The following is a 19,339-nucleotide window of genomic DNA, read 5'->3' on the forward strand; positions in this document are numbered from 1 at the left end:
CGTCACTACTTGCCTACCTCACTTGTCCGCTTCGCCTCGATGTTGCCGAGCGCGCGGCTCATGTGTTCACCCACCTTGGCGATGATCGGCTCGTCGATGGCCTGAATGTGCTCGCCACCGATCGGCACGACCTCGAGGTCGGAAACGTACTCGCCCCAGCCGCCGTCCGGCTGGCGAACGGCGTACCGCGGCTCGAACATGATCGCGTCGTCATGGTAGCGATCGGCCATATAGAGGGTGACGTGGCCGTCGTACGGCTGGATCTCGGCGGTGTCGATCGCCCGGTTGTCCAGATACGAGGTGCGCTGGTGTTCGACGATGCCGGCCGGAATCTCCACACCGCTCTGCTTCACGGCCTCCAGCACAAACCGGACCTGACCCTCGTCGTCCAGCTCTTCGAGCTGCTCGTAAGGGATCTCCGGTATGGTGACGTTGAACGTCTTCTCGGCGAAGGCGGCGTAGCGGTCCCAGCGCTTGCGGATCTCCTCCTTGGTCTGTGGAATCTCCTCGCCGGCGCGCACCGCGTCGATCAGACCCACGAACGCGACGTCCTTACCCAACCGTTTCAGCCCGATCGCACACGCGTAGGCCAGCACACCGCCCAGCGACCAGCCGACCAGAATGTAGGGCCCGTCGCCCTGCATCTCGATCAGCTTGGGCACGTAGGCCGCCGCACGTTCTTCGATCGACCCCTCGACCCGTTCGAAGCCGTACATCGGGGTGTCCGCCGGCAACCGGTTTAGCAGCGGCTCGTAAACCACCGTCGAGCCACCGGCCGGATGGAACACGAACACCGGGGGGTTCGAGCTGCCGTCCGGCCGCGCCCGCAGGGTACGGACGAACCCGTCGATCGTGCCGGCCTCCAGGTAGCCACGCACCTTGTCGGCCAGCGCCTCGATGTTGGACGACGTCAGCACGTCCTCGACGCTGATCGGGCCCTCGGCACGCTCGGAGAGACGCTGCGCCATCTTGGCCGCCGCGGCATCATCCAGCTTGGGCAGCGGGTTGAAGATGCCGCCGGCCGACTTCCCCGTGACGATCGCCCAGGTGGCGAAAGTGACCCGCTCGGCGGCGTCGCGTGGGGGCACGTCGGAGTTCAGCGCGGCGGCGACGGCCTGCTGATTGAGCGCTTCGGCCGCTCCGGCGAGGTTCGGCTGCCCGCCATTGCCCGACGGCCCCGACTGCTCCGTCGGCGGCGGCGGGATCGGCTGGTCCGACGCCGGCGGTGGCGGCGCGGCATCCGCCGCCTCCGGGGCCGCCGGGGTTTCGGTGCCGCCGCCCGCCTTGCCGTACAGCAGTTCGGCCTGCGCCTTGGCGATCTCCTCGGCCGTCTGCGTCTTCTGATGCTCGTGCAGTTGGGCGACCTCATCACGGTGCTCGACCGCGTACTCGATCAGCTTCTCGACGTTGTAGAGGTTGGCGTCGCGCACCGCCTGCAACTGGATCGGCGGCAGGTCGAAGTCGTACTCGACCCGGTTCTTGATCCGCACCGCCATCAGCGAGTCCAGGCCCAGCTCGATCAGCGGCACCTCCCACGGCAGGTCCTCGGGCTCGTAACCCATGGCCGACCCGACGATCAGACCCAGCCGCTCGGCGATGGTCTCGCCGGATTCCGGTGACCATCTGGTCATGTCGGTCGGCATGTAGCGGTTGGTGAGACTGTCCGACAGGGTTTCCGCGTCTTGGTCGTCCGCGGGAACTTCCCCGGCGACGGGCGCTCGCGCCGGAACCCCGATCGCCGTCGCCGCGCCCACCGCGGTCGGCAATGCGCCCTGCTGCCCGGCGCGCGCCACCAGCGCGTCGTAGACCAGCGTGAACGATTCGTCGATGCGGGCGTGCACCTGAACGGAGGCGCCACCGGGATGGCGAGTCATCGTTGTCACCAGCCGGGCGCCCTCGCCGGGCACCGCCCGCTGCTCCGCGGCGCTCAATTGGCTGTCCGGAAGCACTTGCGCCGCAGCGGCTCTCACCAACGCGGCCAGATCCGTCTTGCCGTCCCGCGGCGCGTACTCCCAGACGTGCCGGCCATCCGGCAGCCCAACATGGTTGCCCGGCATGACCACCGAAGCGTCCCCGGAGAAGTGCGCGGGCAGCCAGTGCTCCTTGCGCTTGAACCGAGTCGGCGGGATGTTGGCGTAGTCCTCGGGCCCCAGCGGCCCGGCGGCAGGCCGGGGAAACAGAGTCCGAATGTCCAGATCGTGGCCGTGCACGTAGAGCTGCGCCATGGTCGAGATCATCGAGGAGACCTCGTCCTGCTTGCGGGCCAGCGTCGGGATCAGCTGCGCGTCATGCAACCCGGCCGCCGCAGTGGTCAGGCCCACCTGCATCAACGCCACCGGGTTGGGTGCGAGCTCCAGGAAGGTGGTGTGGCCGCTGTCGACGGCGTTGCGGATCCCGTGGGTGAAGTAGACGCTGTGGCGCAGGCCCTTCTTCCAGTAGTCGACATCGTGGATGGGGTCGCCACCGGGCTTGATGTAGCTACCCTCGTGCACCGTCGAGTAGATGCCGCACGTCGGGCTCATCGGCTTGATCCCCTGCAGTTCCGCGGCGAGCTCGCCGAGCAGCGGGTCCATCTGCTGGGTGTGGCTGGCGCCCTTGGTCGCGAATTTGCGGGCGAAGCGGCCCTCGGCTTCCGCGCGGGCGATGATCGCGTCAACCTGCTCGGGCGGGCCGCCGATGACGGTCTGGGTGGGTGCCGCGTAGACGCACACCTCCAGATCCGGGAAGTCGGAGAACACCGTCTTGATCTCGTCGGCGGAGTATTCCACCAGCGCCATCAGCCGGATGTATTCGCCGAACAGCATGGCCTCGCCCTCGCCCATCAGATGCGAGCGGGAGCAGATGGCACGGGTGGCATCGCGCAATGACAGGCCGCCGGCGAAGTAGGCCGACGCGGCCTCGCCCAGCGACTGGCCGGTCACCGCGGCGGGCTTGGCGCCGTGATGGCGGAGCAGCTCACCCAGCGCGATCTGGATCGCGAAGATGGTGACCTGCGTGGTTTCGATGCCGTAGTCCTGCGAGTCGTCGAGGATCAGCTCGAGCACCGAGTAGCCCAGTTCGTCTTGGACCAGCGCGTCGACCTTCTCGATCCACTCGGCGAAGACCTCGTTGCGCAAATACAGGCTCTTGCCCATCTTGCGGTGCTGCGCGCCGAACCCGGCCAGCACCCACACCGGGCCGGTGGTGACCGGCCCGTCGACGCTGAACACATTCGGCCGCTGCTTGCCCTGCGCGACCGCCCGCAGACCCGTGATGGCCTCGTCGTGGTCGCGAGCCAGCACCACCGCGCGGGATCGGCCGTGATTGCGCCGCGACAGCGACCGGCCGATCGATTCCAGCGACGAGGCGCGCCCTTCGGGGCCCTCCATCCAGTCCGCCAGCTCGGCGGCGGCGGCCTTCTTGCGCGAGGTCAGAAAGGCCGACACCGCCAGCGGGATCAAAGGTGCCGTAACTTCTTGTGCCGCAAGCTCTTCCAGCGCGATTTCCTTGAGCCGCAGCGCCTCCTCGGTCACGCCGGGCAGTTCGGGCTCGGCCTCCGCGGCTTCGTAATTGGTGGGTGCGTCGGTGATGATCTCGCCGTACTCGTCGAACCGCAACGAGTGGCTTTCCAGCGCGGGCGCCTCAGCGGGTGCCGCGTCTACGGGTGGCGCGGCTTCGGGCTCCGGTTCCCGCTCGACAACGTCGCGCGGCAGGACCTCGCGCACCACCAGGTGCGCGTTGGCACCGCCGAAGCCGAAGCTGGACACCCCGGCCAGCGCGTAACCGCTGTAGCGCGGCCAATCGGTTGCCGTGGTGATCATCTTCAGGCGCATCGCATCGAAGTCGATGTACGGGCTGGGTCCAGCGAAATTGATCGACGGCGGCAGCTTGTCATGCTGCAGCGCCAGCACCACCTTGGCCATACTGGCCGCACCGGCCGCCGACTCCAGGTGTCCGACGTTGGTCTTTATCGCGCCCAGCAGCGCGGGCCGGTCGGCGGGACGCCCCTTACCAACGACGCGGCCCAGCGCCTCGGCCTCGATCGGGTCACCCAGGATGGTGCCGGTGCCGTGCGCCTCGATGTAGTCGACGGTGCGCGGATCGATGCCGGCGTCCTTGTAGGCCCGGCGCAGCACCTCGACCTGCGCGTCCTGGTTGGGCGCGATCAGGCCGTTGGACCGGCCGTCGTGGTTGACCGCGCTGCCCGCGATCACGGCCAAGATCGCATCGCCGTCGCGACGGGCATCATCCACCCGCTTGAGCACCAGCATTCCGCCGCCCTCGGAGCGGGTGTAGCCGTCGGCGTCGGCGGAGAACGACTTGATCCGGCCGTCGGGAGCCAACACCGCGCCAATCTCGTCGAAGCCCAAGGTCACCATGGGCGTGATCAACGCGTTCACCCCGCCGGCGACGACCACGTCGGCCTCGCCGTTGCGCAGCGCCTGCACCCCCTGGTGGACAGCCACGAGCGAACTCGAGCACGCGGTGTCGATGGTGACCGACGGGCCGTGGAAGTCGTAGAAGTAGGACACCCGGTTGGCGATGATCGAGCTACTGGTGCCGGTGATCGCGTAGGGGTGCGCAACCGTCGGGTCGGAGACGGCCAGGAAGCTGTAGTCGTTGGTGGAGCTGCCGACGTAGACGCCGACCGCGGTACCGCGCAGGCTGGACGCCGGGATGCGGGCGTGCTCGAGCGCTTCCCAGGTCAGCTCCAGCGCCATGCGCTGCTGCGGATCGATGTTGTCGGCTTCGGTCTTGGCCACCGCGAAGAACTCCGAGTCGAAGCCCTTGATGTCCGACAGGTAGCCGCCGCGGGTGCGGGCGTTCGCGACGCGCGCGGCCAGCCGCGGCTCTTCGAGGAATTCCGACCAGCGCCCCTCGGGCAGCTCGGTGATCGCGTCGCGACCTTCCAGCAACGCCTGCCAGGTCTCTTCGGGGCTGTTCATGTCGCCGGGCAGCCGAGTGGACAAACCGACGATCGCGATGTCGACGCGCTCGGCCGGGCCGTTGCGCGACCAATCGACGACATCAATGTCGTCGTCGGCGGTTTCGGGCTCGCCCTCGATGATCCGCGTTGCCAGCGATTCGATGGTCGGGTGTTGGAAGGCCACCGCCACCGACAGCGTGACACCGGTCAGGTCTTCGATGTCGGCGGCCATCGCCACGGCGTCCCGCGACGCCAACCCGAGTTCCACCATCGGCACCGATTCGTCGATCGAATCCGGTGACTTGCCGACGGCCTTTGCCACCCAGTTGCGCAGCCACTGGCGCATCTCGGGGACCGTCAGGTCGCTCTTGGCGGGCGGGTGTCCCGCGTCTCCGTCGGCGCCGGGGCTGCCTTGGGGCTCCGCTACGTCAGTCATGGTTGCCGGGCTCAATCCGAAGTGGCGAAGACCGTCGGGGAACCCACGCCACTGCGCAGGCTGCCGTCGAGGTAGGCCGCCCGGCAGGCGCGGCGCCCGATCTTGCCGCTGGAGGTTCGCGGAATCGTGCCCGCCGACACCAGCAGCACGTCACGCACGGTTACCCCGTGCCCGACCGCGATGGCCGCGCGGATGTCGTCAACGATGGGCTGGTGATCGAGCTTGTGCGTACCGGCGGCCCGCTCGCCGACGATCACCAGCTGCTCGGAGGTGTCCTCGGCGTCGAACTTCAGGCCGGCGTGCGGGTCCTCGAACACCGTCCGGGGCAACTGGTTGGCCGGGACCGAGAACGCGGCGACATATCCGACGCGCAACGCCTTGGTCGATTCCTGCGCCGTGTATTCCAGGTCCTGCGGGTAGTGGTTGCGGCCGTCGACGATGACCAGGTCCTTGATCCGGCCCGCAATATAGAGGTGTCCCTTGTGGTAGGTGCCGTAGTCGCCGGTGCGCACCCACAGGCCGTCGTCGGCCGCACCCTCGGCGTGCGACTCACTGATCCGCGACTTGAGGATGTTCTTGAAGGTTTCGGAGGTCTGGTCCTCTTTGCCCCAGTAGCCGGTACCCAGGTTGTTGCCGTGCAACCAGATCTCGCCAATCTGCCCGTCCGGCAGCTCGCTGGCCGTCTCGGTGTCGACGATGATCGCCCATTCGCTGACCCCGACCTTGCCCGCGGAGACCTGGGCGACCGCGTTCGGGGCATCGGCGGCCACCTCGACGAACCGCTGGTTGTTCAGCTCGTCCCGGTCCACGTGGATCACGGTGGGCGACTCGTCCATCGGGGTAGTCGAGACGAACAGCGTGGCCTCGGCCAGCCCGTAGGACGGCTTGACGGCGGTCTGCTTCAAACCGTATGGCGCAAACGCTTCGAAGAACTTGCGCATCGACGCCGGCGACACCGGCTCGCTGCCGTTGAGGATGCCCTTGACGTTGCTCAGGTCCAGTGGCGGCTCATCGTCTCGGGGCAGCCCGCGCATCGCGGCGTGTTCAAACGCGAAGTTCGGCGCGGCCGAGAAGGTGCCCCCGGTGTCGTCGGGTTTGCGCGCGAGTTCGCGGATCCAGCGACCGGGCCGACGCACAAACGCCGCGGGCGTCATAAAGGTGAAGCTGTGGCCGAGCACCGATGCGAGCAGCACCGTAATCAGTCCCATGTCGTGGAAGAACGGCAGCCAGCTGACACCGCGGTCACCTTCTTGTCCCTCCAGCGCATTGAGCACCTGCACCACATTGGTGGGCAGGTTCAGGTGGGTGATCTGCACGCCCGTCGGGGTGCGGGTGGAGCCCGAGGTGTATTGCAGGTAAGCGACGGTTTCCTCGTTGGCCTCGGGCTGCTGCCAGGTGGCGGCGACCTCGGTGGGCACCGCATCGACCGCTATGACGCGGGGTCGCTCCTTGGCCGAGCGGGCGCGAATGAACTTGCGCACCCCTTCGGCGGAGTCGGTGGTAGTCAGGATCGTCGATGGGGCGCAGTCATCGAGCACCGCGTGTAGGCGGCCGACGTGCCCCGGCTCGGCCGGGTCGAACAATGGCACCGCGATCCGGCCGGAGTACAGGGCACCGAAGAAGGAGATGAGGTAGTCCAGGTTCTGCGGGCACAGGATGGCGATGCGGTCGCCCGGCTGGGTGACCTGCTGCAGGCGGGCTCCCACGGCACGGTTGCGGGCGCTGAAGTCCGACCACAGGATGTCGCGCGCGACACCGTCGCGTTCGGTGGAGAAGTCCAGGAACCGATAGGCCAGCTTGTCGCCGCGAACCTTCGCCCATCGCTCGACGTGACGAACCAGGTTGGTGTTAGCCGGGAACCTGATCTTGCCATTCACGATGAACGGGTTGTGGTACGCCATCCCACTACTCTCCTGTCACAAACCATCTAGGCCGGCTCTGCCGGCGGGCACAACTTGGGTGTCGGATCCGCCGACGGGTCACGTCTGCGCGCGTGTCGGCCCCGACGGCGCTCGCTTCGGCGGGCACTGTTCGCAGCCGGCTTTGACCCGACCGGGTCATCCACATGCTCTTAATTTTCTCTTAATGTTAAGGGGCGGTGCGCGACAGACCAAATCACAAGGTACCGCTGTTGGCCGCCACTATCGCCGCACTCGAGGCGGTGTCGGAGTGCCCGTTTCGTGGGCTGGCCGCTACCCAGCACCCATGGCCTCCGGGAGAGGTCACCCATGCTTGGGATGCGGCGCGTTCTCGACAAGCTGACGCGCCCACTTCAACGTCCATTCGGTCGCGGGTTCTCCGTCCGAATTCCAGAACTCGGGGGTCGCATACATCGCATGGATCGGCTGGCCGGCGCCGCCGGCCAGGGTGTTCAGCGTGGTCGGCAGGTTGGCTGGACTGAACGCTTCCTGCGGGGCGGCGCAAATCAGGTCACCCTGGGCGCAGATCTCGTTGGTCCGGCCGTTGAGTGCGCCGAAACCGCCCGGCCGCGCGCCGGTCATGGTCAAGCCCAGCCCGGACAGCACCGGGACTTCGTGCAGGGTGATCTCAGCGCCCTCGCCCGGCGGGCTGGGCGGAATCTGGTTGCCCACCCCCTGCTGACGACGGCCGTCGGCGATCAACGTCACACCGAGAACCAGGTCCTCGTCCACGGGTCCGCGGCCGTTGCCGATATCGCTGGCGACATCACCAGCGATCACCGCTCCCTGCGAAAAGCCGACCAGTACGTAGCTGGTCAATGGGCACTTGTTATTCATGTCGGTCATGGCCGCCACCATCGCGCGGGTGCCTTCTGCCCGGCTGTCGTTGTAGGACATCTGATTGTCCGTGGTCAGCGGATTGTGGAACTGTGCCGTGTATGCAACCGTGTACGTCTGCACCCGGGTGCGGGCGAATTGCTGGGCGATCGGCCCAGTCACGTTGAGCAGCAACGCCTTAGGAAACTGCACCGGATTCAGTGGGTTCTGCAGCGGCGATGACTCCCACGTTCCGGGAACCGCGATCAACAACACGTCGGGGCAGGACGCGTCCTGGAAGGCGGGCCGGGGCTTGCGCGGGTGCGACGTGGTGGGCCCCGGCGGCAAAACGCCCGACGGCACCGCGCTGGGCGGCGATTCGGGGCTGCGCAGCATGGTCACCACGGCCACGATGACCAGCGCCACGACGGTCGCCATCGCGCCGGCCGCTATCCAGGCAAGGATTCGGTGGCGATTACGCCGGGCGGTCTTGGCCATGTTCTCCTGCTAACAGAATCGGTAACGCACCCGATAGGCACGGTGCGAACGCGGTTGGCGGTGGTGTCGCGCGGCCGCACCGCCAACGCGCAATCCCGGCCGCGCGACGACGCGGCCATCCGCCCTCAGTGCACTCCCTACACGGTACCGGCTCGTGGCACGGCCCCGCCCGGTCGCAATGTCCTTCGACGCCTACCCGGGCGGCGGTCCCCAGCGCCGCCCGGCCGCTCGCGCCGGTGCCTGGCTAGCGGATCGCACCGACGATATCGCCCGACATCGCGCCAAGCTGCGGCGCCCACGAGCCCCAACCGTTGTCACCGCCGGCCGGGAAGTCAAAGTGTCCGTTGTGCCCGCCGACGCTGCGATATTGCGTGTAGAACATCTTGCTGTTACCCATCGCCTCGCCGGCCTGGCCGATCATGGCGGCGGGGTCACTGGCTCCCAGGGTGGTCGGACTCCAGACCCATACCCGGGTGTTGTTCTGCGCCAGCAAACCTGCGTGCAGGTACGGGTCGTGCCACTTCCACCGGCCCAGCTGTGGGGCTCCCCACATTCCGTTGGTGTCCACACCGCCGAACTGCTGCATGCCCGCCGCGATCGCGCCGTTGGTGGTGGTGTTAGACGGGTACAGGAAGCCCGACATCGAGCCGGCGAAGCCGAACCGGTCGGGGTGGAAGGCGGCCAGCGCCATCGCCCCGTAGCCACCCTGGGCAGCGCCGACCGCGGCATGACCACCGGGCGCCAGGCCCTTGTTCGCGGCCAGCCAGTCGGGCAGCTCGGCGGACAGGAAGGTGTCCCATTGCTTGCTGCCATCCTGCTCCCAGTTGGTGTACATGCTGAACGCGCCACCGGCCGGCGCCACCACCGAGATCCCCTTGCCGCCCAACGTGTTCATGGCGTTACCCGCGGTGACCCAGTTGCTGACATCCGGGCCGGCATTGAAGGCATCCAGCAGATACACCGCGTGCGGCCCGCCGGCCAGGAAGGCCACCGGAATGTCCCGGCCCATCGCCGGCGACGGCACCATCAGGGTTTCGTAAGGCGCGGCCTTGGTCGTCGATTCTGCGGTTACCGCGATACCGCCCAAACCGAGTGACAGTGCGGCAACGCAGAGCACCCGTAGCAGCGCTGACCGACCCCTCATCTGCCCACCTCCATCGTGTAGCGCTGTGTGCCACACAGCGTCTAGCCGCCGCGGCAAACCCGGCCCGCAGGTAGCTAACCACACGCCACACGGCGGGAGCCAGGAAAATCTAACGGCGGCGACCAGGGGGTCGCCGCCGTTAGATTCGTTGTTTTCGTTGCGAGGCTAGGCGCCCTGGTGGGCGGGCTCGGTGTTGGGCGTGGCACCCAGCGTCCGTTGCAGGTCAGGCTTCATAGCGTTGAGCTGCTCGCCCCAGTACTCCCAGCTGTGCGTACCGCTGTCCGGGAAGTTGAACACGGCATTGTGGCCGCCACCGGCGATGTAGGCATCCTGGAATTTGATGTTGCTGGTCCGCACGAAACCCTCGAGGAACTTGGCGGGCAGATTGTTGCCACCCAGATCCGACGGCTTGCCGTTGCCGCAGTACACCCAGAGGCGGGTGTTGTTGGCGATCAGCTTCCCGACGTTCAACAACGGGTCGTTGCGCTGCCACGCGGGGTCGCCTTTCGGGCCCCACATGTCGGCGGCCTTGTAACCGCCGGCGTCACCCATCGCCAGGCCGATCAGCGTGGGTCCCATCGCCTGGGACGGGTCGAGCAGGCCCGACATCGCTCCCGCGTAGACGAACTGTTCGGGGTGGTAGACCGCCAGGGTCAGCGCCGAGGAGGCGGCCATCGAAAGACCGACGACGCCGCTGCCGGTGGGCTTGACATGCTTGTTGGCCTGCAGCCACCCGGGCAGCTCGCTGGTCAGGAAGGTCTCCCACTTGTAGGTCTGGCAACCGAGCTTGCCGCAGGCAGGCTGGTACCAGTCGGAATAGAAGCTGGACTGGCCGCCCACCGGCATGACCACCGACAGACCCGACTGGTAGTACCACTCGAACGCCGGGGTGTTGATGTCCCAGCCGCTGAAGTCATCCTGCGCGCGCAGGCCGTCCAGCAGGTACAGCGCCGGCGAGTCAGCACCGCCGCTTTGGAACTGGACCTTGATGTTGCGGCCCATCGCCGGCGACGGCACCTGCAGGTACTCCACCGGCAGGCCCGGCCGGGAAAATGCCCCCGCGGTCGCCGCGCCACCGACGGCGCCGATCAGACCAGACAATAGGGCCGCACCAACGACCCCGACCACGAGTCGACGCGGCATGCCCGTGACGGCGCCGCGAACTCTGTCCACAAGCTTCATCCTTGCTTTCCTCATCCTTATCCTGTAAGCGCATCCATATACGTGTGGGCGCATCCTGAATTAGGTCAGACTGCCGGCGCCCGGCGCCGCAGTGCCCGTGTAGTCAACCACAACTTCGAGTGCCCACTTGCACCGAGCGCGCCGCCGAAACCCCTATCCGGCGGTCACCCACGGTGATTTCCGGACCCGACGTAGCGCCCCTGAACTGGCGTTTCCGCATGTATCTGGGCTTTAGTCGCCGCTGGCCGCGACGCGATTGTGATATTGCTGTCAGTATCGCCGTACGGCGCGCACCGAACACCGCTTACTCCCGCGGTGGCGGACCGGGCCCGTCTGGCACATCGAGCCCGCACCGGACCAGCTCGTAGAGCGGAACGCGGTCGATGCGGTACCGGGTGAACTCAAAGGAATGCAGCACGTTGGAGAGGAATCGGTGCAGGGTCATCGGGGCGCGCACCGAGTTCAGCACCGCCTGGGTCGCCGGACATTGCAGGGCCGCTTCGGCTTCCGCCACCCACTGCTGGTCGATATAGCCAGGAATACCCGGGTACCACTTCACCCACGGGCCGTCGGCGATCACCCAGTCCGGGAACAGGTTCTTGTCATGGCCGATACGCCCGTGCTTCAACCGCTCCGTGTGCGCGGCTAGCGGATTCGCCAGCCCGATCTGGTCGATTACCCGGACATCGAGGCCGACGTTCATGCCCAGCATGCCCAAGTTGGTGAAGAACACCGTGTGCTGTGGCTTTGGCGCCGTCTTGGCTCCCGAGGCAGTCCCCGGCGGCGGCTGGATCATCGGCACAAGGTCCCACTGGTTGTAGTTGCCAGATGGCAATAGCAACGCCCCTTCCGGGGTGTTGTTCAGCGCTGCCAGCACGGCGGCCATTCGCGGGTAGTCGAGGTAGTCGGCGGCCGTCACCGGGTGCGCGTTCCCGGTGGCCTGCGCGTAGAAGCGGCGTTCGTCGACTATGCCCGAGTAGGTGACATGGGTTGCGTCGTCACCCATTCCCGGCGAATTTGCCGCCCACAGCGACCAACCCGCGATCCCCAACCAGAGCGCACTGACAGCGCCGACCAGCCAGCGGCCGGTCTCCCGCGAGAAGTCCTTGCCGTCGGGCAGCAACACGGGAATGACCGCCACTGGAGCGAGCACACAGAACAACGGCGCCAGCAATACCCGGCCATGCATGAAGTCGCCGCCTTGCCGAATCCAGTACAGCGCCTGCAGCACCCCGCTGCCGATGATGAAGGCGACCACCGCGGGCGGGCTTTGTACCGCGCGGGCCACCCGGCCGTAGTCGGGTGCCAGCACCGGACGCAGGAAGGACGGCCGGCGGCGCGCTGTCATCAACAGCAATCCGAGGGGCACCAACAGCACGAACGGCACCCAGAGCGCGTACGGCCGGTTGAAGTTCGACAGATAGATCATGCCTTGTGACCATTTGTCCGCCGCGGCATCCTTGGCCAGCGCGGTACCCGGAACCAACAGTCCGTAGTAGCCCATCCGGAAGATCTGGTAGGCCACCGGCAGAAAGCCGCCGGCGGCCACGATCAGCGCGCGGCGCCGCCAGGTCCGCGCGGCGATCAACATCATGATCAACGCCACCCCGCCGATCAGCGCCAGTTCGGGCCGGACCAGGACGCTGCATCCGGCGACGAAGGCCAGCACACCGAGGAACGCCCGGCTGTCCGGGCGGACCCGCTGCGGCTGCGACCAGCAGACCATCATCCACCACAACAGCCCCAGATAGGCCAGCACCAGCCCGCTCTCCAGGCCGGACGTGGCGAAGTCGCGCGCCGGTGCCACCGCGATGTAGACCAGCGCCCCGGCGGGCAGCATGATCGCGCGGCGGCCCCGCAGGCTGGGTGCGTACAACCGGCCCGCCCCCAGCATGAGCAGTGCCACTCCCAGCACGGAAAGCGCCAAGGCCAGGGCCAAGGCCACGTACTCCAGGCGCATCGGCCCGCCGACCCAGCCCCCCGCATACAGCAGATATGTCCACACTGTCGAGGTGTTCGCTTCGACTCGCTCGCCCTGATTGAACACCGCTCCGTTGCCGGCCAACAGATTACGCACCGTGCGCAGCACGATCAGCCCGTCGTCAGCGATCCAGCGCCGTTGCCAGCTCCCCCACCCGAACAGCACGGCGACCAGCGCGACGCTGACCCACAGGCTGACCCGGACCATGGCCTCATAGGGAAACACCGGCCGGCTGACCCGCCCGACCACCGGCCGACGGGGCAGCACCCCGACCGGGAGGATGTTGAGCTTGGGGCTAGCCGAAGGCAACAGCGGCCCCAACTGTTGCGATCCACGCCAGCGCCAGCAGTTGCAAAACCCGGTCCCGCAGCGCGATGTCTTCCGGCTCGCCGGCCAGCCCGCCGTCAACGTCCACGGCGTAACGCAGGATCGCGATGGTGAACGGAATCATCGACACCGCAAACCAGGACCCGCTGTAGCCGTCGCGCTCGAACGCCCACAGCCCGTAGCACAAGACCACCGCGGTGGCCGACAATGTCCAGACAAACCGCAGATAGGTGCTGGTGTAGCTTTCCAGCGACTTGCGGATCGCAGCGCCGGTGCGTTCGGCCAATTGCAGCTCGGCGTAGCGCTTGCCGGCCACCATGAACAGTGATCCGAATGCCATCGTCAACAAGAACCACTTGGACAGCGGGATGCTGGCAGCCACCCCCCCGGCGATGGCGCGGAGCAAATACGCCGACGAGACGATGCAGATATCCATCACCGCTTGGTGCTTGAGGCCAAAGCAATACCCCAGCTGAATGCCGATGTAGATGACCATCACCAGCGCCAGGTTGGGCGTCAGCATCCAGGCAGCGGCCAGGGCAGCCACCCCCAGCGCCGCCGCCAGCGCGTACGCGAGCCACTCGGGCACCACACCGGCCGCGATCGGGCGGAACCTCTTGGTGGGGTGTTCCCGGTCGGCCTCGACGTCGCGCACGTCGTTGACCAGGTAGACCGCCGACGCCGCCAGGCTGAACACCACGAAGGCCACCGATACCTTGCTCAGCACCTCGACGTAGTCGTAGCGGACACCACCGCCCAACGCCGCCAGCGGCGCGGCCAGCACCAGCACGTTTTTCACCCACTGGCGCGGGCGGATCGCCTTGGCCACCCCGGCCACCAAGTTCGCCGGAGACCGGGTCATCACGTCTTCACTCATAGGCGCTCATCTCTGTTGGCCCGCCCTGCGTCCGGGCCCTCCGCCGACTCTGTCCGCGATGGCCGCGACGGCGGCACCCAAGGCAACGCCGACAGCCACGTCGCTGGGGTAGTGGACCCCCAACAGGATTCGCGACAGCGCCATGGGAGGAACCAGGACAACGGGTAACGGCAGCCCCGTGGCTCTGCCCATCAGGACGGTCGCGGCGGTGGTCGAGGTGGCGTGTGCCGACGGGAAGCTCAGTTGGCTGGGCGTGCCGACGTTCACCGCGACGGCGGGATGGTCCGGTCGCTGACGCCGCACCAGCCGTTTGATCAGCACCGCGACAGCATGGGCGACGAATGTCCCGGCACCGGCGACCAGCCACTCCCGGCGGTGCCGCGGCAATGCAACCGCGCCCAGCAGCGCCACGCCCAGCCAGCCAATGCTGTGCTCGCCGAAATGGGATAGTCCGCGCGCAGTGGCCAGCGCCCCCGGACGGTCAGCCAGCGCCGACTGCACGGCCACCATTGCGGCGACTTCGCCGCGTGGCGCCGGTGGTTCAAGCATGCTCTGACTCTTGTTTTGCTGCCGGGCCTGCTGCGGGCTGGGGGTAGCCGCTTGCCGGCGACGTTGCGGGCGACAGGGCCATCTCCCACTTCTGCTTGCTGGACAGCACCGGCAACGCGTCGCGATACATCCTGCGCATCTCGTCGAACCGTTTCATCAACTGGCGCTGACGGCGCAGCGACTGCCACAGCAACGCGAACATCCTGGCCCGATCGCGCTGCCGGTAGACCACGCCGCCTCCATCGGCGGTCGTGACGGTGGCCCCGTCGACGGTGCACAGCAGGAACCAGCGCGCATCCTGGGTCGGAACGTTGAACTCCGGGCGGTGGTGGTGTTCGGGGTTAGCAGGGGTGAGGTTGTGCACGATCCCGCGGGCCAGCCGGTAGCCGATGACCAACGGGTTCACCGGCGGCTTCATCGCCCGGTTCTTGTGCAACGGCGGGGGCAGCTCACTGGCCGCCGGCAGCACCACCGCGTCCGGGTAGTTTTTGCGAATGCGGTGCACCTCCGGCAGCGCCGATTCCAGGATCGAAAAGATGTGCTCAGGGCCGGCGAGGAAGTCGTCGATGGCCCTGTTCTGGATCGCCACCGTTGAATATTCCAGGCAGGCAAGGTGTTTCAGGGTTGCCTTGAGGTGGCTGCGGACCAGGCCGGCGGCGTCACCGTCCCAGTGCATCGCCGCGACCACCAGCCGGTTGCGCAGATGGAAGTATGCCTGCCAGTCGATGGCGTCGTCCTTGTCGCTCCAGGCCATGTGCCAAACCGCCGCGCCAGGCAGCGTGACGGTCGGATAGCCGTGCTCGGCGGCCCGCAAGCCGTAATCGGCGTCGTCCCACTTGATGAACAGCGGCAATGGCTGTCCCAACTCTTCGGCGACCTGCCGCGGGATCATGCACGTCCACCAGCCGTTGTAGTCGACATCAATGCGCCGGTGCAGCAGCTTGCTTCGCTTCTCGTTGTCGTTCAACGGATATTCGGCAAAGTCGTGGTCGTACTCGGCATGCGGTGCAGCGGTCCACATGAAGTTGGACCGATCGACCACTTCGCCCATGATGTGCAGGTGCGACGGCTCCTGCAGGTTGAGCATCTGGCCGCCCACCAGCATCGGGGCCTTGGCGAAGCGGTGCATGGCCAGCACCCGCAGAATCGAATCCGGCTCGATGCGGATGTCGTCGTCCATGAACAGGATCTGCTGGCAGTCGGTGTTCTTCAGTGCCTCGTACATCACCCGGCTGTAGCCCCCGGAACCGCCCAGGTTGGGCTGGTCGTGGATGGAGAGCCGATTGCCCAGCGGGGCCGTCGCAGCGGCGAAGTCGGGATGGTCGCGGACCTTGCGCATGCCCTGATCGGGCACGATCACCGCGCCGATCACCTGGTCAACCAGCGGGTCGGCGGTGAGATCTCGCAGCGCGTTGACGCAGTCTCCGGGGCGGTTGAAGGTCGGGATGCCGACCGCAATGTTGGCCGTCCCCGGAGCGGGGCTGGTGGCGTACCAGCCGCCGCGATGCAGGGTGACCGCCGTGTCGGTGGTGATGTCGAACCAGACCCAGCCGCCATCTTCGAATGGCTGCAGCACCACTTCGATCTCGACGGTAACTGGCTGATCCTCGGCGCCGGTGAAGTCGCGGCCCTCGACGAAGATCCGGGCACCGGTGGCCTTGCTCCGGTAGACGTCTACCCGCCCGGCGCCGGTCACCTCGACGTGCAACACCACCGATTTGCAGGTCGTCCAGCGTCGCCAATAGCTGGCCGGGAACGCATTGAAATAGGTGGCGAACGACACCTCGGACTCCGCGCCGATCTGCAGCGAGGTGCGGGTGGGCGCGTGCGCGCGCCGAGCATTGGTCGTCGACTCCTCGAGGTAAAGCTTGCGCACGTCGAGGGGTTCACCCGGGCGCGGCAGGATTATCCGGGCAAGCAGGCTCACCGCGGTCATTAGGCGCCGCTTCTCCTCATCGCTTCGCTCTGCATCGTCGCCGGCGGTCATTAGGCGCCGCTTCTCCTCATCGCTTCGCTCTGCATCGTCGCCGGCGGTCATTAGGCGCCGCTTCTCCTCATCGCTTCGCTCTGCATCGTCGCCGGCGGTCATTAGGCGCCGCTTCTCCTCATCGCTTCGCTCTGCATCGTCGCCGGCGGTCACGCGCGCGCACCCTCTTCTTGGACGAGCGGGACGCCGTCGCGCAGGTGCGGCGCAAGGACGTTGTCGTACATGTTCAAAGCGCTGGCAATCGCCATATGCATGTCCAGATATTGGTAGGTGCCCAACCGACCGCCGAACAGTACCTTCGATGCAGCGGTCTCGGACTTCGCCCTGGTCCGATAGGCGGCCAACAGGGCGCGGTCGGCCTCGGTATTGATCGGGTAGTAAGGCTCATCATCGTCCCCGGCGAAGCGGGAGTATTCCCGCATGATCACCGTCTTGTCCGTCGGGTAGTCCCGCTCCGGGTGGAAGTGGCGAAACTCGTGGATGCGGGTGTAGGGCACATCCAGGTCGTTGTAGTTCATCACCGCGGTGCCCTGAAAATCCCCGATCGGCAGCACTTCCACCTCAAAGTCCAGGGTGCGCCAGCCCATCCGGCCCTCGGCGTAGTCGAAGTAGCGGTCCAGCGGGCCGGTATAGATGACGGGCGCTGCTGGTGACTCTTGCCGCAGTTCGTCCCGAACGTCGAACCAGTCGGTGTTCAGCCGCACCTCGATACGGTCGTCGGCGGCCATATTTGTCAACCACGCGGTGTATCCGTCGACCGGCAGACCCTCGTAGGTGTCGCTGAAATACCGGTTGTCGAAGGAGTAGCGCACCGGCAGCCGGGTGATGTTGGACGCCGGCAATTCTTTCGGGTCGGTCTGCCATTGCTTGGCGGTATACCCCTTGACGAACGCTTCGTAGAGCGGCCGGCCGATCAGCGAGATGGCCTTCTCCTCAAGGTTCTGCGCGTCGGCGGTGTCGATCTCGGCGGCCTGTTCGGCGATCAGCTGGCGAGCTTCGTCGGGCGTGAAGTACTTGCCGAAGAACTGCGACACCAGGCCCAGTCCCATCGGAAACTGATATGCCTGCCCGTTGTGCAGCGCGAAGACCCGATGCCGGTAGTCGGTGAAATCGGTGAACTGCCGCACGTAGTCCCACACCTTCTTATTAGAGGTGTGGAACAGGTGCGCGCCGTACTTGTGAACTTCGATGCCGGTCTGCGGCTCGGGTTCGGAATACGCGTTTCCCCCGATATGCGGTCGCCGCTCGAGGACGAGCACGCGCCGGTCCAATTGGGTAGCCACGCGCTCGGCAATCGTCAGGCCGAAGAATCCAGAGCCGACGACGAAGAGGTCATAACGAGCGGTCATCGGTTGCATAGGGTATCTGACCTTGCTGGCAAAACCCGATTTGGCAGCTCGTGGCGATCGGGGCCGATCTGGTTTCAACCAGGTGCGCTTGGCCGACGAGCGTCCATCACGGGAAGGGCGCACCTAAGGTCGCGATTGCCTCACGATTCGATATAAGCACTCTAGTCACACCAACCACACTCGTACCATCGACCGTGTGGGGTTCATGCCGTGCACTCGCGACTTCGGAGGCCGGTGAACCCGACGCCACACATAGTCCAGATTGAGGAGACTTCCGTGCCGAACCGACGCCGACGCAAGCTCTCGACAACCATGAGCGCGGTCGCCGCCCTGGCAGTCGCAAGTCCTTGTGCATACTTTCTTGTTTACGAATCAACCGAACGCAAGCCGCCCGAACATCATGAGTTCAAGCAGGCAGCGGTGCTAACCGACCTGCCCGGCGAGCTGATGACCGCGCTATCGCAGGGTTTGTCGCAGTTCGGGATCAACCTGCCGCCGGTACCCAGCCTGACCGGAAACGGTGGTGCCAGCACCGGCCTGACCCCTGGCCTGACGAGTCCGGGCCTGACCAGTCCGCTGACCGGCCCGGGGTTGACCGACCCGAGCTTCACCGACCCATCCCTTACCAGTCCGGGCCTGACCGGTCCGGGCCTGACCAACCCGGGGCTGCCGCCGAGCACCCCCGGAACGCTCCCCGCGCCCGGCACCGCCCTTACGCCGACGCCCGGTGGGGGGGTCAATCCGACGCTCACCAACCCCGCGCTGACCAGCCCGACCGGGATGACGCCGGGATTGACCAGCCCGACGGGCTTGGATCCCTCGCTGGGCGGCGCCAACGAGATCCCGATCACTACGCCGGTCGGATTGGATCCCGGCGCCGATGGCACCTATCCGATCCTGGGCGATCCGACGCTGGGCGGCATGCCGACCGGCCCGGCCGCCACCACCGGCAGCGGCGGCGGCGGTCTGGTCAACGACGTGATGCAGATCGCCAACCAGCTCGGTGCCGCCCAGGCCATGGATCTGCTCAAGGGTGTGTTGATGCCGTCGATCATGCAGGCCGTCCAGAACGGCGGCGCGGCCGCGCCGGCGGCCACCCCGCCGGTCCCGGCGGCCGCGCTGCCAGCCCCAGCCGCCGTGGCGGTGCCACCCGTGGACCCAATCACCGTGCCCGTCACCTAACTCAATCCGGATTCCTCCAGGTTGGTTTCCAACCGGCGTACCTATCACCTGACGACACCGCAGAGTCGGGCTGGACCCAGTTTCGCCTAACCCGTCCAGCAACAAACCCTCTGCGGTGTCGTCGACAGGTTTTCCCGCGCATATACCGTGTCGCCTCATTAATAACAATAGAAACACACGTAACAT

General features: G+C 66.7%; 11 protein-coding genes. 1 reads left to right on the forward strand and 10 read right to left on the reverse strand.

Annotated elements, in window-relative coordinates; translation table 11 throughout:
- Positions 1 to 5 precede the first annotated feature (5 nt).
- From pks13 to glf, 10 genes are all read right to left on the reverse strand, one after another.
- On the reverse strand, positions 6 to 5,342 hold the full coding sequence (pks13, locus tag AADZ55_RS22840; RefSeq protein ID WP_085324630.1) for a polyketide synthase Pks13: 5,337 nt from the start codon (positions 5,340 to 5,342) through the stop codon (positions 6 to 8).
- Between the two features lie 11 nt (positions 5,343 to 5,353).
- Positions 5,354 to 7,243, reverse strand: a complete 1,890-nt coding sequence (fadD32, locus tag AADZ55_RS22845; RefSeq protein WP_085324631.1) for a long-chain-fatty-acid--AMP ligase FadD32 — start codon at positions 7,241 to 7,243, stop codon at positions 5,354 to 5,356.
- A gap of 321 nt (positions 7,244 to 7,564) precedes the next feature.
- Positions 7,565 to 8,575 (reverse strand): cutinase family protein, encoded by a 1,011-nt coding sequence (locus tag AADZ55_RS22850; protein ID WP_085324632.1) that lies wholly within the window; start codon positions 8,573 to 8,575, stop codon positions 7,565 to 7,567.
- A 244-nt stretch (positions 8,576 to 8,819) separates the two neighbouring features.
- The gene (locus AADZ55_RS22855; protein WP_085324633.1) at positions 8,820 to 9,719 is read right to left on the reverse strand and encodes an esterase family protein; all 900 of its coding nucleotides are present in this window, start codon (positions 9,717 to 9,719) and stop codon (positions 8,820 to 8,822) included.
- Positions 9,720 to 9,884: 165 nt separating this feature from the next.
- On the reverse strand, positions 9,885 to 10,901 hold the full coding sequence (gene ag85A / locus AADZ55_RS22860) for a diacylglycerol acyltransferase/mycolyltransferase Ag85A (RefSeq protein ID WP_085324634.1): 1,017 nt from the start codon (positions 10,899 to 10,901) through the stop codon (positions 9,885 to 9,887).
- A 304-nt stretch (positions 10,902 to 11,205) separates the two neighbouring features.
- The gene (aftB, locus tag AADZ55_RS22865; protein ID WP_207569061.1) at positions 11,206 to 13,203 is read right to left on the reverse strand and encodes a terminal beta-(1->2)-arabinofuranosyltransferase; all 1,998 of its coding nucleotides are present in this window, start codon (positions 13,201 to 13,203) and stop codon (positions 11,206 to 11,208) included.
- A complete protein-coding gene (locus tag AADZ55_RS22870; protein WP_085324635.1) occupies positions 13,178 to 14,086 on the reverse strand; it encodes a decaprenyl-phosphate phosphoribosyltransferase in 909 nt (302 codons plus the stop codon). The genes aftB and AADZ55_RS22870 overlap by 26 nt, the downstream gene beginning before the upstream one ends.
- Before the next feature lie 6 nt (positions 14,087 to 14,092).
- Entirely contained in the window at positions 14,093 to 14,635 is a 543-nt protein-coding gene (locus AADZ55_RS22875) for a phosphatase PAP2 family protein (RefSeq protein ID WP_207569062.1), read from the reverse strand.
- On the reverse strand, positions 14,628 to 16,571 hold the full coding sequence (locus AADZ55_RS22880) for a glycosyltransferase (RefSeq protein WP_085324707.1): 1,944 nt from the start codon (positions 16,569 to 16,571) through the stop codon (positions 14,628 to 14,630). The genes AADZ55_RS22875 and AADZ55_RS22880 overlap by 8 nt, the downstream gene beginning before the upstream one ends.
- 200 nt (positions 16,572 to 16,771) lie before the next feature.
- Positions 16,772 to 17,980 (reverse strand): UDP-galactopyranose mutase, encoded by a 1,209-nt coding sequence (glf, locus tag AADZ55_RS22885; RefSeq protein WP_085324637.1) that lies wholly within the window; start codon positions 17,978 to 17,980, stop codon positions 16,772 to 16,774.
- 267 nt (positions 17,981 to 18,247) lie between these two features.
- Between glf and AADZ55_RS22890 the strand changes: the two genes are divergently transcribed.
- On the forward strand, positions 18,248 to 19,153 hold the full coding sequence (locus AADZ55_RS22890) for a hypothetical protein (RefSeq protein ID WP_085324638.1): 906 nt from the start codon (positions 18,248 to 18,250) through the stop codon (positions 19,151 to 19,153).
- The last annotated feature ends 186 nt before the right edge of the window (positions 19,154 to 19,339 follow it).

The sequence above is a fragment of the Mycobacterium decipiens genome (assembly GCF_963853665.1).
GTDB lineage: Bacteria > Actinomycetota > Actinomycetes > Mycobacteriales > Mycobacteriaceae > Mycobacterium > Mycobacterium decipiens.